11 protein-coding genes are annotated in these 14,681 nt (G+C 50.3%); 10 read left to right on the plus strand and 1 reads right to left on the minus strand.

The genetic code is table 11. The features are described 5' to 3' along the window. Nucleotides 1–12: 12 nt before the first annotated feature. From BN98_RS00705 to BN98_RS00740, 7 genes are all read left to right on the plus strand, one after another. The gene (locus BN98_RS00705; RefSeq protein WP_019190246.1) at nucleotides 13–972 is read left to right on the plus strand and encodes an energy-coupling factor transporter ATPase; all 960 of its coding nucleotides are present in this window, start codon (nucleotides 13–15) and stop codon (nucleotides 970–972) included. Then, entirely contained in the window at nucleotides 969–1,832 is an 864-nt protein-coding gene (locus tag BN98_RS00710) for an energy-coupling factor transporter ATPase (RefSeq protein ID WP_019190245.1), read from the plus strand. The genes BN98_RS00705 and BN98_RS00710 overlap by 4 nt, the downstream gene beginning before the upstream one ends. 1 nt (nucleotide 1,833) lies before the next feature. Continuing rightward, complete coding sequence (locus tag BN98_RS00715; protein ID WP_019190244.1) at nucleotides 1,834–2,625, plus strand: energy-coupling factor transporter transmembrane component T family protein; 792 nt, start codon at nucleotides 1,834–1,836, stop codon at nucleotides 2,623–2,625. A gap of 19 nt (nucleotides 2,626–2,644) precedes the next feature. Further along, the gene (truA, locus tag BN98_RS00720) at nucleotides 2,645–3,379 is read left to right on the plus strand and encodes a tRNA pseudouridine(38-40) synthase TruA (protein ID WP_019190243.1); all 735 of its coding nucleotides are present in this window, start codon (nucleotides 2,645–2,647) and stop codon (nucleotides 3,377–3,379) included. Nucleotides 3,380–3,844: 465 nt separating this feature from the next. Then, the gene (locus BN98_RS07730) at nucleotides 3,845–5,755 is read left to right on the plus strand and encodes a C40 family peptidase (RefSeq protein ID WP_019190242.1); all 1,911 of its coding nucleotides are present in this window, start codon (nucleotides 3,845–3,847) and stop codon (nucleotides 5,753–5,755) included. Between the two features lie 185 nt (nucleotides 5,756–5,940). Beyond that, on the plus strand, nucleotides 5,941–6,981 hold the full coding sequence (trpS, locus tag BN98_RS00735) for a tryptophan--tRNA ligase (RefSeq protein WP_019190241.1): 1,041 nt from the start codon (nucleotides 5,941–5,943) through the stop codon (nucleotides 6,979–6,981). Between the two features lie 93 nt (nucleotides 6,982–7,074). Further along, on the plus strand, nucleotides 7,075–8,253 hold the full coding sequence (locus tag BN98_RS00740) for an SDR family NAD(P)-dependent oxidoreductase (protein ID WP_019190240.1): 1,179 nt from the start codon (nucleotides 7,075–7,077) through the stop codon (nucleotides 8,251–8,253). A gap of 170 nt (nucleotides 8,254–8,423) precedes the next feature. Here the strand turns inward: BN98_RS00740 and ppdK are convergent, their stop codons facing one another. Further along, the gene (gene ppdK / locus BN98_RS00745) at nucleotides 8,424–11,051 is read right to left on the minus strand and encodes a pyruvate, phosphate dikinase (protein WP_019190239.1); all 2,628 of its coding nucleotides are present in this window, start codon (nucleotides 11,049–11,051) and stop codon (nucleotides 8,424–8,426) included. Between the two features lie 476 nt (nucleotides 11,052–11,527). Here ppdK and BN98_RS08275 point away from each other — a divergent pair, with 476 nt between their 5' ends. The 3 genes from BN98_RS08275 to BN98_RS00755 all read left to right on the plus strand — a co-directional run bounded on the left by BN98_RS08275 (nucleotide 11,528) and on the right by BN98_RS00755 (nucleotide 14,645). After that, nucleotides 11,528–11,683: a hypothetical protein gene (locus tag BN98_RS08275; RefSeq protein WP_019190238.1), complete on the plus strand. Its 156-nt coding sequence runs from the start codon at nucleotides 11,528–11,530 to the stop codon at nucleotides 11,681–11,683. A gap of 27 nt (nucleotides 11,684–11,710) precedes the next feature. Then, the gene (locus tag BN98_RS00750) at nucleotides 11,711–14,365 is read left to right on the plus strand and encodes a valine--tRNA ligase (RefSeq protein WP_019190237.1); all 2,655 of its coding nucleotides are present in this window, start codon (nucleotides 11,711–11,713) and stop codon (nucleotides 14,363–14,365) included. 76 nt (nucleotides 14,366–14,441) lie between these two features. Next, nucleotides 14,442–14,645 carry a cold-shock protein gene (locus tag BN98_RS00755; RefSeq protein WP_019190236.1) on the plus strand — a complete coding sequence of 68 codons (204 nt, stop codon included), beginning with the start codon at nucleotides 14,442–14,444 and terminating at the stop codon, nucleotides 14,643–14,645. The last annotated feature ends 36 nt before the right edge of the window (nucleotides 14,646–14,681 follow it).

The raw sequence follows: 14,681 nt of genomic DNA on the forward strand, positions 1-14,681 counted from the left end.
CAGGTGAAACCCATGACGACAGCGAAAAGGTTGCTTGATGAGGCGAATGCCGAAGAGACGACCGTAGCGAAAGCCGTAGAAGGGGAGCCGAAAGAGGATGTGATCATTGCTGTAGATCATGTCACTTTTCGCTATCCGCAATACGAAGATGAAGCATCGGAACCGACCCTAAAGGACGTGACGCTTCATATAAAAAAAGGTGAATTTTTAGCTTTGTTAGGCCATAACGGGTCGGGCAAGTCCACGCTTGCCCGGCTTTTGAATGCGCAGGTATTGCCGCAAGAGGGCAGCATTCATATCCTGGGCATGGACACGCGTGATGATGAAAAAATTTGGGACATTCGCTCGCATTGCGGCATGGTGTTTCAAAATCCGGATAACCAAATGGTGGCATCCATCGTTGAAGAGGACGTAGCCTTTGGCCCGGAAAATTTGGGTATTCCCAATCCTGAACTTCGACAGCGCGTGGATCGTGCGCTGGAAGCCACCGGTATGACGGCGTTTAAACGCCGCGAGCCCTATAAACTCTCCGGTGGTCAAAAACAACGCGTGGCCATTGCCGGTGTCTTAGCCATGCTTCCGGAGTGCATCATCTTGGATGAGCCGACGGCCATGCTCGATCCGATCGGTCGTCGCGAAATCATCCATACGATACGAAAACTCAATCACGAACAACATAAAACAATCATTCTCATTACACACAACATGGAAGAAGCCGTGGAAGCGGATCGCATTGTAGTGCTTTCGGATGGAACCATTTCCCTCGAAGGCACACCGCGCGAAGTGTTTTCAGATGTGGAGACCATGCGCAGCTTGGAATTGGATGTGCCGCAAGTCACAGAAGTTGGCTATTTGCTCCATCAGCAGGGCTTTGATGTACCGAAAGACTGCCTTACGATTGAAGAATTGACCGCTGCTCTGTTGCCCGCAGACGCTGCCTCTTCAGGTGCCCATGAGGAGGTGCAACGATGAGCATGGTCTTTGATCACATGTCCTTTTACTACAACAAAGGACAGAAAGATGAAGTACAGGCGTTAGATTCCATTACGATGACCATTGAAAAGCACGAATATGTCGGCTTAATCGGTCATACGGGTTCCGGAAAATCTACGCTGGTACAACACATGAACGGTTTAAATATTCCGCAGGAAGGCACGCTTACCGTAGACGGTATCACGACATCGGATCCAAAGGCATCCCTGCGTACGTTGCGGCAACGCGTCGGCCTTGTTTTTCAATATCCGGAGGATCAGCTCTTTGAAGAAACGATCTTTAAAGACATCGCTTTTGGTCCAAAAAACCTGAAGCTTCCGGAAAGTGAGATTACCGAGCGTGTGCGTTGGGCGATGGAGGCCGTCGGCCTCAACTATGACACGATGCGCGATGAGTCACCGTTTGAGATTTCCGGCGGCCAGAAGCGACGCGTGGCCATTGCCGGGGTTTTGGCGCTGCGTCCTTCGTATCTCATTCTGGACGAGCCCACGGCGGGGCTGGATCCCCATGGTCGCGATGAGATCTTAAAGACGGTGCGCAAGCTCTATGACGACAACCCGGATATGACCATTATTCTGGTGACGCATTCTATGGAAGACATCGCTGAACAGGCGAATCGCATTATCGTAGTGGACAAAGGACGTCTGGTCATGGACGGTACGCCGCATGCCATATTTGCACGACGTAAAGAATTGGAAGCCATCGGCCTTACCGTACCACAGGTGACACAGCTCATGCAGCGCCTGCGTGAAGCGGGACTTGCGCTTGACGATTCGGCGATCACCGTCGAAGAAGCCGTTACCGCTCTTTCGGCCTACCTTAACGGAAAGGAGGCGTAACATGGGCAATCAAATTACCATCGGACAATACCTGCCGGGCGATTCGCCCATCCATCGCCTGGATCCGCGTGTCAAGCTGCTTCTAGTCCTGATCTTTATGTTCACTGCTTTTTTGGTAGATACGTTCCAGGGCTATGGACTTTATATGCTTTTGCTCCTCTTTGTGACCTGGCAGGCGCAAGTGCCTTTGGACCGCCTCTGGAAAGGTTTGAAACCCATCTTTTTCATCTTGGTTTTCACCTTCTTGATCAATGTGGCTTTCACGCCGGGCAAAATCATTTGGTCTTGGTGGATCTTTTCTGTCAGCGATGAAGGCCTCATTCGAGCAGCATTTATTGCCATACGCCTGATTCTTTTGGTGCTGGGCACCAGCCTTTTGACCCTAACCACGAGCCCGCTCGAACTCACGGATGGCATTGCCTGGCTCTTGAAACCCCTGGACTTCACGGGCTTTCCGTCCCATGTCATTGCTATGATGATCTCGATTGCGCTACGCTTCATTCCGACACTCTTTGACGAGACGACGAAGATCATGAAAGCGCAGAAGGCCCGTGGGGCGGATTTTGAATCCGGCAATATTTTGGAACGCGCGAAAGCGATGATTCCGCTCTTTGTGCCGCTATTCCTAAATGCCATCAATCGGGCGGACGAGTTGGGCGTAGCAATGGAAGCGCGCTGCTATACCGGGAGCAATAAGCGGACGCGTTTAAATCCCCTGAAGCTCACGCGTCGCGATGGCATCGTTTTTTGCGTTTGTGTGGTGATATTTATACTCATCAGTATCTTTTTCTAAATGCGTCACGGGAGGGCCTATGCAAAATATTATGCTTCGCATTGCCTATGATGGGACCGCCTTTGCCGGCTACCAAGAGCAGGAGAACTGCCGCACGGTAGCCGGTGTTTTGCGTGGCGCCGTCGAAACGCTCACCGGTCGCTCCACCCGCCTCATCGCTGCCGGTCGCACTGATGCCGGGGTTCACGCCGAGGATCAGGTGGTGAATTTTCTCACCCATTTGGATTGGCCAGCCGATGCCTTTCTGTATCAATTGCGTCGCCTCCTTCCGGACGATCTCCTTTTGCGAAGCGCTCAGGTAGCAATCCCTTCCTTTCACGCTCGTTTTGCGCCACATAAAACCACGTATCGTTATGTCGTGGAAAATGGCTCCTATGTTCTTCCCACAGAGCGTCACACCGTTTTTTCGTATACCTTTCCTTTGAATGATGCCTTGATTCTCGAAGCAGCCCGTCGGTTAGAGGGCACACATCAGTATGCCGCTTTTTCCGTACCGGATCCCTATCGTAATTCGCAGCGCACCGTGGATACCGTTACCATAGAACGACAGGCCACACGCCTCATCCTTCGCTTTACGGCCGACGGCTTTTTACATCGCCAGGTGCGTTTTATGACGGGCGCCATTCTGTTAGCCGGACGCGGGGCGCTTGACCTTTGCACTCTTTCCGCCGCATTGGAAGATCCGAATGCGAAGCCCATCGCTTTTTGCGCAGATGCTAAGGGGCTCGTGCTGGAGAAGATTGCGTATCAATAGGGCTGGGTGAGACAGCCTTTCCGGGTATGGAAACGCTCACTCAACGAGGAAAGCAGCTTTCCTACGAATGAAATCAACGCATTTGAAATTCGCTTTGAATTTAGGGCAATTAAGAAAAATCAAGCAAGGATATCTACTTTTTTAGGGGCGTTACCCATTCTTATTTCAAGGACTGGCGATGACGGACGACATCTTGTGCCTCATGGAGAAACCTACGGCGCGGTTACGGCGGCTTTTCGCTCTTTCGTGGTTTACCCCCGTAAATGGTAAGGCCTGGTCTCCACACACATCCAGAAGACACGAATTACTGTACAAGAAAAGGTCCACGCAACCCGCCGTGAACCATTCGTAACAATCTGTAATAATTTTGTAACATCTATTGACAAAAGGTTGCAATCCAGTTACGATATCACTAGCTACATAGATAAAAACTCGGTTAGAGTTTATAGATAAAGGAGGAACGTCGTGGACAAGAAACGAGTAGGTGCGATAGTTGGTGTCGTAGGGGTCGCCGGTGTTATCGCAGCAACACAGTTTATGCAAATCGACGCGTCGAATGCAGACTATGTGACCAAGAACCTTGAAGCGCAGTATAAGGAATCGCTGAAGGGAATGGATCAGACGAATGCTTCGACGGCGAGCCAAACCGAAACGGGGAAGACGCCTTCCTCCGACAAAGTGTTTGATCCGGTGCAGAAAGTGGAATATCGCATTTCAGCGCCGCAGAAAACAGCAGAGAAAAAGGCAGAAGACAGTGAAACGTCGGCACAGCAATCTTTGCCCGAGGCGGATAAGCAAGATGTAGCAGAGGAAGAATCTTCTACGAAAGAAGCCTCCGATCGTTTGTCCTTTTTAACGGTTACGCCGGCCGCTACGGATCAGGCTGTTTTCCCGCAGGAAAGCGCTAAAAAGGAAGACTCTGAAGAAGCGCACATCCCGACAGAGAAGGAAATTGCAGCGACGATTCCGGAAGAAGAAAATAAACAGGATCCGAAGTTTTCAAGCGAAACTAGCCAACCTTATGTTGGTGTTGTCGTTACGGATGTATTAAATGTACGGCAAAATCCGACTTTGGATGCCGATGTGGTCACCGTGATGTTGCGTGCGGAAGTTGTCCGTGGCACGGCAGATGGGGACTGGGTGGCTGTTGAAGATTCCGGAAATCTGGTCGGCTATGTAAATCGCCATTTTGTGCAGGCAGTAACGGAAGAACAGGCGAAGGCACAGGAACAGGCAAACCGCGTAGCGGCTGAGAAGAAAGCCGCGGCGGAAAAGAAAGCTGCAGAAGAAAAGGCAGCGGCAGAAAAGAAAGCAGCGGAAGAGCAGGCGGCCAAGAAGAAAGCCGAAGAAAAAGCAGCAGCGGATAAGAAAGCCGAAGAAGCGCGCGTTGCGGCAGAAAAAAAGGCCACAGCAGAACGCGTAGAAGCGGAGAAGAAAGCAGAAGCGGCAAGACTGGCTGCCGAAAAGAAAGAGCAGCAAAAAGCCGCTGAAGCGAAAAAGAATAATGCTGTTTCCGGCTATATAAATTACGATTCCATCAATGTACGCCAGAACCCGAATATGAACGCCCCTGTCGTAGGCACGATGAATGCCAATGACGAAATTAAGGGAACACGCGAAGGAGATTGGGTTCGCTTCAATTTCCATGGCAAAACCGCTTATGTGCACGCAGGTCTCGTGGGCAATACCAAAATTGAGATTTCGGACACCAATACACCGAAGACCGCAGAGAAAAAGCGTCAGGAAGAGGAAGCCAAAAAGCCGAAGGCTCGTGTGGGTTATGTGAAGACACCGGCGAATGTTCGTAAGGGACCGGGCACCAATTACGGTATTCTGACGACCTTTGGCGTGAATAAATACGTCGAAGGCCAAGAGTCCAACGGTTGGGTAAAATTCGACTACAATGGCCAGACGGCTTATATTTCGGCCGCTCTTTTGGCCAACCAGAAGCAGGAAGTCGAAACGCCCGCTCCGAAAGATACGCAGGAAAGTGCACCGCAGGGCAGTGCCGCCAGTGTTGTCGAATTCGTACGCTCGCAGGTTGGTAAAGCATATGTTTTTGGCTCAGTTGGTCCGAACGCTTACGACTGCTCCAGTTTGGTAATGGCCGCTTACAAACGCATTGGCATCAGTCTGCCGCATTATTCGGTTGCCCAATACGGTTACGGCTACGCCGTTTCCATGAACAACCTCCAGCCGGGCGATCTGCTGTTCTTTACCACCAACGGCACCGGCAACATCAGCCACGTCGGCGTTTATATTGGCGATGGCATGATGGTCCATGCATCTTCACCATCCGTCGGTGTTATTATGACCAACATTTATCAGAACTGGTATCAGAGTCGTTTCATTGGCGCGCGTCGCCTGATCAACTGATGATACCGGTTGTGCATACGCTTTTAAGAGACTGACTGCAGGCTCGATTCGAACGGGCTGATAAAGAGAGTCTCATCGATAGAAGAACGTCTCGCTTCAGGTTCATCGTTAGCGGGGCGTTCTTTTTATTCGGTGGTGTTCAAGAAACGTTGAACAGGGTATAGTTTTCACGCAAGGAGGATATTATGGATCAAACAAAGGCCCAAACGCCGCAAACGCAAGGCGCGGAAGAAGCGCCGAAAAGGAAAGTGGCGTTCAGCTTAATTCAGCCCTCCGGGGACCTGACCATTGGCAATTATCTGGGTGCCATCAAAAGCTTTGTGAAAATGCAGGATCAATACGACTGCTTTTTTGGTGTGGCCAATTTGCACGCTATCACCGTGACACAGGTAGCTGCTGATTTGCGCCGTCGCTCCCTGGAAGTCATTGCTTACATCGTGGCTGCCGGCGTTAAACCGGAAAAGGCCACACTTTTCATTCAATCGCAGGTGCCGGAGCACGCGGAGCTGGCCTGGGTGCTTAATTCCATCAGTTCCATCGGTCAATTGCAGCGCATGACGCAATTTAAGGATAAAGCCCAAAAACACGCGGACAATTTGAATGCCGCACTATTGACCTACCCGGTATTGATGGCGGCGGATATTTTGCTGTACCAGAGCCATGTCGTGCCCGTCGGTGCGGATCAGAAGCAGCATTTGGAGTTTACGCGTGATCTGGCGGAACGATTTAATTCCCGTTATTCTCCCACGTTTACTGTGCCGGAGCCGCTCACCGATGAAAATGCCACGCGCATTATGAGCTTAAAAGATCCTTCCTCTAAGATGAGTAAGTCCGATCCGGATGAAAATGCCTATATTTTGATTAAAGACGAACCCGCTGCCATTCGGCGAAAAATTGCTCGTGCCGTTACCGATTCCGAAGCACATTTTTGCTATCGACCGGAGCAGGCGGGACTGATGAATCTCATCAACCTCTATGCGGCCTATGCGGAATGTGCGCCGAAGAATGTGGTGGAACGCTTCCACGACAGTGACTATGCCACCTTTAAGCGTGCGCTGGGCGATCTGATCGTGGAAAAGATGGAACCCATTCGCCAGCGTTTCTTAAAGCTGATGGCGGATAAGAAAGAGATTGAGGCGATTAGTAGTGATGGCGCCCTTGCTGCGCAACGAGCGGCACGCCGAACGCTTTCCAAGGTCTATCGAAAAGTGGGATTGCTGCAATAGCGTTAACTAGCGTTGGCCACAAAGAAAGAGAAAGCCATCCAGTCAGAGTGTAGTTGCGTAAAAGGATCTTCTTTCCTTGTTAGGAGGAAATGCATGATTGTCTTAGATCAGTCGATGTTGGCGGGAAAGACTGTATTATTAACCGGCGCAGGTGGTGGCATTGGCGCGGAGACCGCAAAAGCATTTGCTCAAATGGGGGCAAAAGTTCTACTGGCCGATGTGGATCAAGAAAAAGGAAATAAGGTGACGGAGGAGATCAATAGGCAATACGATCATGTAGCGGATTTTTATCCAGTCAATCTAGCAAATGAAATCGATACTAAGAAAGCATGTGAAGACATTTTTTCGAAATACGGCTGTCCGGATATACTCTTCAACAATGCCGCTTTAGTGATCACCGGCGAAATCGGAGAGGTTCCTGTTGAAGAGTGGGATCGAAGTTATTTGGTAAATTTACGCGCGCCCATTCTCCTCACGACCTTGTTTTTGAAAAAGATGAAAGAACGAAACAGCGGCTGTATCGTGTTTGTTTCTTCGTCGGGTGCAGCGCCTTATTTAGGCGCTTATGAGATCTATAAAACCGCACAGGTTGAATTTTGTAATGCGTTATCGATGGAATTGGAAGGTACACACGTTTACACATATACCATTGCACCGGGACTGGTCAAAACGGAAACCGCCGCAAGCAGCATTGAAACGGTGGCAAAAGCCATGGGGTTAACCACAGAGGAATTTTACCGGCAAAACGAAGAACACATTTTAAAGGCGCATGACGCCGGAGTTGGCTTTGCCATATCTGTCTTAAAAGCAAGTGAATACCATGGACAAGAAATTTCGTCGATTCAGGCAGTAAATGAATTCCAATCTTCCCCAACGTTACCATCTTCCACTTGCGTAGAAGAAGATAGGGAGGTATCCTCCGCCGAATTGTTCAAAAAAATAAAGAACACATTTGACACGCAATACAATGGTTGGAAAGAACGCAATATTTTTGAGCGTCAATGGGTGTTACGCGATTTCAAAAAGCATGTGGGGGTTCCGGCAGAAACCGTCAAGAATGAGTTTGATCGAATACAGAAGGACCTAGAGACTGGAGAAGGATTTCAAAATATTTCTCCACAACGCTTAGAGAAGTTGCTTGCTTATTGGCAACATCAATTACAGCTATTGCGGGGGTTTGAAAAAGATGAACAAAAATTTTTCGCGTATAGCCAAGAGATTAAGGAATGGATTTCGGATATTCAGATGTTGCTAAACCAAATAGAACATTGAAACATAAAAGAGATAAGGCGAGATAAGACATAGGCTGTCCGGTATAACGTGTCATGTCGTGCGTTATCGGAAGGTATAAAAATGAGATTGTCGAAATAAAACTCTCGCAGTTATAAAAAGGAGGTGCCGTTATCGGCACCTCCTTTTTTCTTTCCTATCGTGTTGTAGCGTTAGTTTTTCTTTGCTTCCACAACCGCCTGTGCCGCCGCTAAGCGAGCGATGGGCACGCGGTACGGTGAGCAGGATACATAATCCAGACCGACACCATCCAAGAACTTCACCGTTGCCGGATCGCCGCCGTGTTCGCCGCAGATACCCAAGTGCAGATCCGGGTTTGCTGCGCGGCCGTTCTTCACCGCCATCTTGACGAGTTGACCGACGCCCTTCTGATCCAAGGAGACGAACGGATCACGCTCGAAGATCTTCTTTTCGCTGTATTCCGGCAGGAAGGAACCAGCGTCATCACGGGAGAAGCCGAAGCTCATCTGCGTTAAATCGTTGGTACCGAAGGAGAAGAACTGTGCGGTTTCGGCAATTTCACCAGCCAAGAGAGCGGCACGCGGGGTTTCAATCATGGTGCCGACGAGGTAGTCAAGCTTGCGTCCCTGCTCTTCAAAGACCTTCTCCACTTCGTCGCGTACGACTTTTTCGACATAACGGTACTCTTTATCGTCTACGGTAAGCGGAATCATGATTTCGGGAACGATGCCCTTCACGCCGTCATCCGTAGCGCGCAGCGCCGCCTGCATGATGGCGCGAGCGAGAGAGGCGTAGATGGACGGCCAAGTGATGGCTAAGCGCAGACCGCGGTGACCGAGCATCGGGTTGGCTTCTGCCAAGGCATTCACACGCGCTTTGACTTCGTCCAGAGAGATGTTCATCATGTCTGCAACAACTTGCTGTTCGGCATCCGTGTGCGGCACGAATTCATGCAGCGGCGGATCGAGCAGACGCACCGTCATCGGACGATCGCCGACGATCTTGTACATCTGATAGAAATCTTCTTCCAGCATCGGACGAATTTCATCCAGCGCCTTCTGGCGGGTTTCGTCGTCATTGGAGAGGATCATTTCACGCACAACATTGATACGGTCGCCTTCAAAGAACATATGCTCAGTACGGCAGAGACCGATGCCTTCCGCACCGAACTCAATCGCTTGTTTGGCATCGCGCGGCGTATCGGCGTTGGTGCGCACCTTGAGACGTTTGATCTCGTTGACCCAACCCATGAATTCACCGAAATCGCCGGTAAGTGCCGGCGCTTCAGTCGGCAGTTCGCCTTCATAAACGGCACCGGTGGAGCCATCGAGCGACAACGTATCTTTTGTCGTGAAGACCTTGCCGTTGATGGTGAGTGTCTGGGCATCATAGTCGATGCGAAGATCATGAGCACCGGAAACGCAGCACTTACCCATACCGCGAGCAACAACGGCTGCATGGGAGGTCATGCCGCCACGAGCGGTGACAATACCCTGTGCCGAAACCATACCGCGGAGATCTTCCGGTGAAGTTTCGTTACGGACAAGAAGGACGGATTCACCGTTTTGCGTGCGCTTTTCCGCGTCCTCCGCATTAAAGGAAATTTTGCCGGAAGCAGCGCCCGGAGAAGCTGCAAGGCCCTTGGTCAGCATGGTCGCATTTTTCAGAGACTCTGCTGTGAAGGTGGGATGCAGCAGTTGATCCAGAGACTTGGGATCGACGCGCGTAATCGCAGTTTCCTTGTCGATTTTTCCTTCATGAACCAGGTCAACCGCAACTTTCAAGGCAGCCTGTGCGGTGCGCTTGCCGTTACGGGTCTGCAGCAGGAAGAGCTGTTCATCCTGGATGGTGAATTCCATATCCTGCATATCAGCATAGTGATCTTCCAGAAGGTGTGCCGTCTTCACGAATTCTTCATAGACTTGCGGCATTTCTTCTTCCAGATGAGCGATGGTGGACGGAGTACGGATACCGGCCACGACGTCTTCACCCTGCGCGTTGATGAGGTATTCGCCGAAGATTGCATTTTCGCCGGTAGCCGGGTTACGCGTAAAGGCAACACCCGTACCGGAGGTATCGGACATATTACCGAAGACCATCTGCTGCACGTTAACGGCGGTGCCCAGATCGTCGGAAATTTCATTCATCTTGCGGTACAGAATGGCGCGTTCATTGTTCCAGCTTTCGAAAACGGCTGTAATGGCTTTTTCAAGCTGTTTACGCGGATCCTGCGGGAATTCTTCGCCGGTCAGTTCCTTATACAGAACCTTGTACTCTTCGGCGATTTCCTTTAACTGTTCCGCACTGAGTTGATAGTCCTGTTCTACGTTTGCTTTTTCTTTTTCTTTTTCCAAAATCGCTTCAAACTTGTTTCGATCCAGACCGATGGCAACATCGGAGAACATGGTAATAAAGCGGCGATAGGAGTCATACGCCCAGTGCGGATTGCCGGATTTTTCGGCAACGGCTTTGACGGAAACATCATTCAAACCGAGGTTTAGAATGGTATCCATCATGCCCGGCATAGAAATAGGGGCACCGGAGCGGACAGAAACGAGCAGGGGATCGGACTCGTCGCCAAATTTCTTTCCGGTGGTCTCTTCGAGATGCTTCATGTGCTCACGGATCTCTTCCTGCAATTCCGGCCAGAGTTTTTGCTCTTTTTGGAATTCAGTGCAGGCTTCCGTCGTGACGATAAAACCTTGCGGCACACGAATGCCCAAATTGGTCATCTCGGCAAGGTTCGCACCTTTTCCACCGAGAAGAAGGCGCTGGTCGCGATTGCCTTCCTTAAAGTCATAAACAAATTTCTTTCCCATCGTTAGATGTTCTCCTTTCTTCGGGTCAAGCCCGTGTTGCAGGATGCTACGGTATTGGGGCGGTGCCAATCGGCTTACCGATTGGAAGAGGCAGTGCACAACGCTCTCTGCCACACACCCTTCCATCTATACCCTGCGGATCCTTTCCGTCATCAGCATTCCACAAATATTCTGCGCGACCGGTACTTTTCTATTTTCCGCGTGAAGAAAACCTTTGTACATGGCTTTTTAATAACGACAGAGCGACTTTTCAGTCACTCGGGAAAACAGGAAAATCTAAGTTACGCTCACCTAAAATCCTACCACAAAATCGACAAAAAATAAACAATACGCAAAGGAGACGCCAAGACAAACGGACAGAAACCATTGATAGGAGACCAAGAAAAAGATAGTGAGAATTCCTATGGCGCGACGCAGAGGTTTCCACGCCACGTGTTGAGTATGGTAAAATGAGAAAATGAACGAAGGAGGACGAAATGAAACCATCAAAAGCATCCGGAGAAAAGAAAAACAACAATGCGCAAGGCAGACACCAGGGTCGCGCCCTGTGGATCCGTGTTCTTGCCTTGATTCTGGCCGTGTCCATGGTATTGGGCATTTTAGTCGTTGGCGTGGGCTCGTTCGGTTTTTAACAGATCTTTGGCATCCAAGGAGGCAAGATGAAAAATTTAGAGAAAACCTACGATCCGAAATCGTTTGAAGATCGTATTTATAAGTCGTGGGTGGAGGATGGCGATTTTAACGCCGACGTACATAGTAAAAAGCCGTCCTATTCGATCGTGATGCCGCCTCCCAACGTGACGGGACAACTGCATATGGGCCATGCCATGAATAACACGTTGCAGGACATTCTGATTCGCTGGAAGCGTATGTCCGGCTACGAGGCCTTGTGGGTACCGGGTATGGATCACGCGTCAATTTCAACTGAGAGCAAGGTTGTCCAGAAGCTGGAGAATGAGGGCAAGAAAAAGCAAGATATCGGTCGCGAGAAGTTCTTGGAAGAAGCCTGGGACTGGTCGCACAAATATGGCAATCGCATTCGGGAACAATTGAAAAAGTTGGGCGTTTCCTGCGACTGGTCTCGCGAACGTTTCACGTTGGACGAGGGTTTGTCCCATGCGGTGTATGAAGTTTTTGCGGCTCTCTATAAAGAAGGCTATATTTATCGCGGCGATCGCATCGTGAACTGGTGTCCGAAGTGTGGCACGGCCATTTCCGACGCAGAAGTGGATCATGTAGACGATGCCGGACACTTATGGCATATTCGCTATCCCTATAAGGATGGCGACGGCTATTTAACCGTAGCCACAACGCGCCCTGAGACCATGCTGGGCGACCTTGCGGTGGCCGTGAATCCGGAGGATGAGCGCTATCGCGATCTCGTGGGCAAAAAAGTGATTTTACCGCTGGTGGGCCGAGAAATTCCTATCATTGCCGATGATTACGTGGACATGGAATACGGCACAGGCTGCGTAAAAATCACGCCGAGCCATGATCCGAACGACTTTGCCGTGGGCGATCGGCATCAATTGGGACAGTGCGTTGTGATCAATACGGACGCCACGATTGCAGAAGGCTACGCCCCGTACTCAGGACTGGATCGCTTCACGGCGCGTAAGCGCATGGTGGAGGATTTGGAAGAACAGGGACTCTTGGATCATGTGGAGGATCTGACGCATGCCGTCGGCCACTGCGAACGTTGCGGTACCGTGATTGAACCGTTGCTGTCCAAGCAATGGTTTGTCGCGATGAAAGAATATATTCAAGGGGCTAGAGATGCCCTGGATAACGGAGAACTGAAATTGGTTCCGCCCCGTTTCAGCGGCATCTATAACAACTGGGTGGACAATATCCACGATTGGACGATTTCCCGGCAGCTTTGGTGGGGGCATCGCATTCCGGTGTATTACTGCGACGAGTGCGGCGAAATTGTCGTTGCAGAGCACGAGCCGGAAGCATGCCCGCAGTGCGGACACAAACACTTTACGCAGGATCCGGATACGTTGGACACCTGGTTCTCATCGGCGCTGTGGCCGTTTTCAACACTCGGCTGGCCGGAAAAAACAGCCGATTTGGAAAAATTCTTCCCGACGGATACCTTGGTGACCGGCTACGATATTATCTTTTTCTGGGTGATTCGTATGGTGTTCAGCGCCAAGCACTTCATGGGTAAATCCCCATTCTCACACGTGTATTTCAACGGCCTGGTTCGTGATGAATTGGGACGCAAAATGTCCAAATCGCTAGGTAACGGCGTTGATCCGTTGGAAGTGATTGATCAATACGGCGCAGACGCCCTGCGCTATACGCTGGTAACGGGTAATACGCCGGGCAATGATACGCGTTTCTCCGAAAAGCGAGTGGAGGCCAGCCGAAACTTTGCCAATAAGATCTGGAATGCGACGCGTTTCATTCTGATGAATGTGGACGACGAAGGAACGGAAGAACCGGATCCGACAAACCTGACGTTGGAAGATCGCTGGATTCTTTCTTCCTTAAATACGTTGGAAGAAACGGTCAATAATAATCTGACACAGTTTGAAATCGGCATGGCAACACAGGCCATTTACGACTTCACCTGGTTCTCCTTCTGCGATTGGTATATCGAAATGGTGAAGGAACGTCTTTATGGCGATGACCGGGCCGCCAAAAAGCAGGCGATGAGCGTGCTGTTGCATGTCATCCGTGCGGTGGTGCGTCTGTTGCATCCCATCATGCCCTTTATTACCGAAGAAATCTGGGCTGCGTTGCCGGGCACGGAAGGCAAGATCATTCACGCCGCCTATCCGACCGCAGACGACACGTATCGCTTCCCGGAAGAAGAAGCAGCGATCGATCGCGTCTTGCGCGCGATTACGGCCATTCGAAACGAACGTCAATCGCGCAATATTGCCCCCTCCAAGAAGGGAAAAGTACTCTTTTATGCTGCGGATGCCAAAACCCGAGCTATGCTGGAGGAGATGAAGAGTCGTATCATGACGTTGGCTTCGGCAAACGAGGTACAGATTCTGGATACGGATCCGCAGCTTGAGGATGCGGCCACCGTGGTGCAGGAGCAGATGAAGATTTATGTGCCGCTGGCCGGTCTCATCGATTACGATGAAGAGATTGCTAAACTGACGAAGGAGAAAGAACGTGTGGAAGGGGAGATAGCCCGTCTGCAGAAGAAGCTCTCCAATCAGGGCTTTGTTGACAAAGCGCCTGCGGCTGTGGTCGAAAAAGAACGCGAAAAATTGGCGGGATATGAAGGCATGCTGCCTGAATTAAAGCAAGCTTTATCGGATACGCTAGCCATGGCTGACAAGAATCATTGACAGACAATGGTTTTCATGTTAGTATTTTCGTTAGGTCATATTGATCTAAGTAAAAAACTTTGGAGGAAATTGTAACATGGTTAAAGGTACTGTTAAATGGTTTAGCGCAACGAAGGGCTATGGATTTATCTCTACGGAAGATGGTAATGATGTGTTTGTTCACTTCTCCGCCCTCCCGGATACTGGTGAATTCCGCACATTAGATGAAGGTCAGAGCGTCCAATTCGACATCGTCGACGGCGAAAAAGGACCGCAAGCAGCAAACGTTCAGAAATTATAATCGGCAACGATTCTTATAGATGGATGAAATGCTACA

This window comes from Levyella massiliensis, assembly GCF_000308275.2.
In the GTDB taxonomy this organism is placed as follows: Bacteria; Bacillota; Clostridia; order Tissierellales; family Peptoniphilaceae; genus Murdochiella; species Murdochiella massiliensis_A.

Bases quoted from the DNA above. Each gene is read 5' to 3' on its own strand.
- BN98_RS00705 (WP_019190246.1), top strand. From the start codon at position 13: ATGACGACAGCGAAAAGGTTGCTTGATGAGGCGAATGCCGAAGAGACG.
- BN98_RS00710 (WP_019190245.1), top strand. From the start codon at position 969: ATGAGCATGGTCTTTGATCACATGTCCTTTTACTACAACAAAGGACAG.
- BN98_RS00715 (WP_019190244.1), top strand. From the start codon at position 1,834: ATGGGCAATCAAATTACCATCGGACAATACCTGCCGGGCGATTCGCCC.
- truA (WP_019190243.1), top strand. From the start codon at position 2,645: ATGCAAAATATTATGCTTCGCATTGCCTATGATGGGACCGCCTTTGCC.
- trpS (WP_019190241.1), top strand. From the start codon at position 5,941: ATGGATCAAACAAAGGCCCAAACGCCGCAAACGCAAGGCGCGGAAGAA.
- BN98_RS00740 (WP_019190240.1), top strand. From the start codon at position 7,075: ATGATTGTCTTAGATCAGTCGATGTTGGCGGGAAAGACTGTATTATTA.
- ppdK (WP_019190239.1), bottom strand. From the start codon at position 11,051: ATGGGAAAGAAATTTGTTTATGACTTTAAGGAAGGCAATCGCGACCAG.
- BN98_RS08275 (WP_019190238.1), top strand. From the start codon at position 11,528: ATGAAACCATCAAAAGCATCCGGAGAAAAGAAAAACAACAATGCGCAA.
- BN98_RS00750 (WP_019190237.1), top strand. From the start codon at position 11,711: ATGAAAAATTTAGAGAAAACCTACGATCCGAAATCGTTTGAAGATCGT.
- BN98_RS00755 (WP_019190236.1), top strand. From the start codon at position 14,442: ATGGTTAAAGGTACTGTTAAATGGTTTAGCGCAACGAAGGGCTATGGA.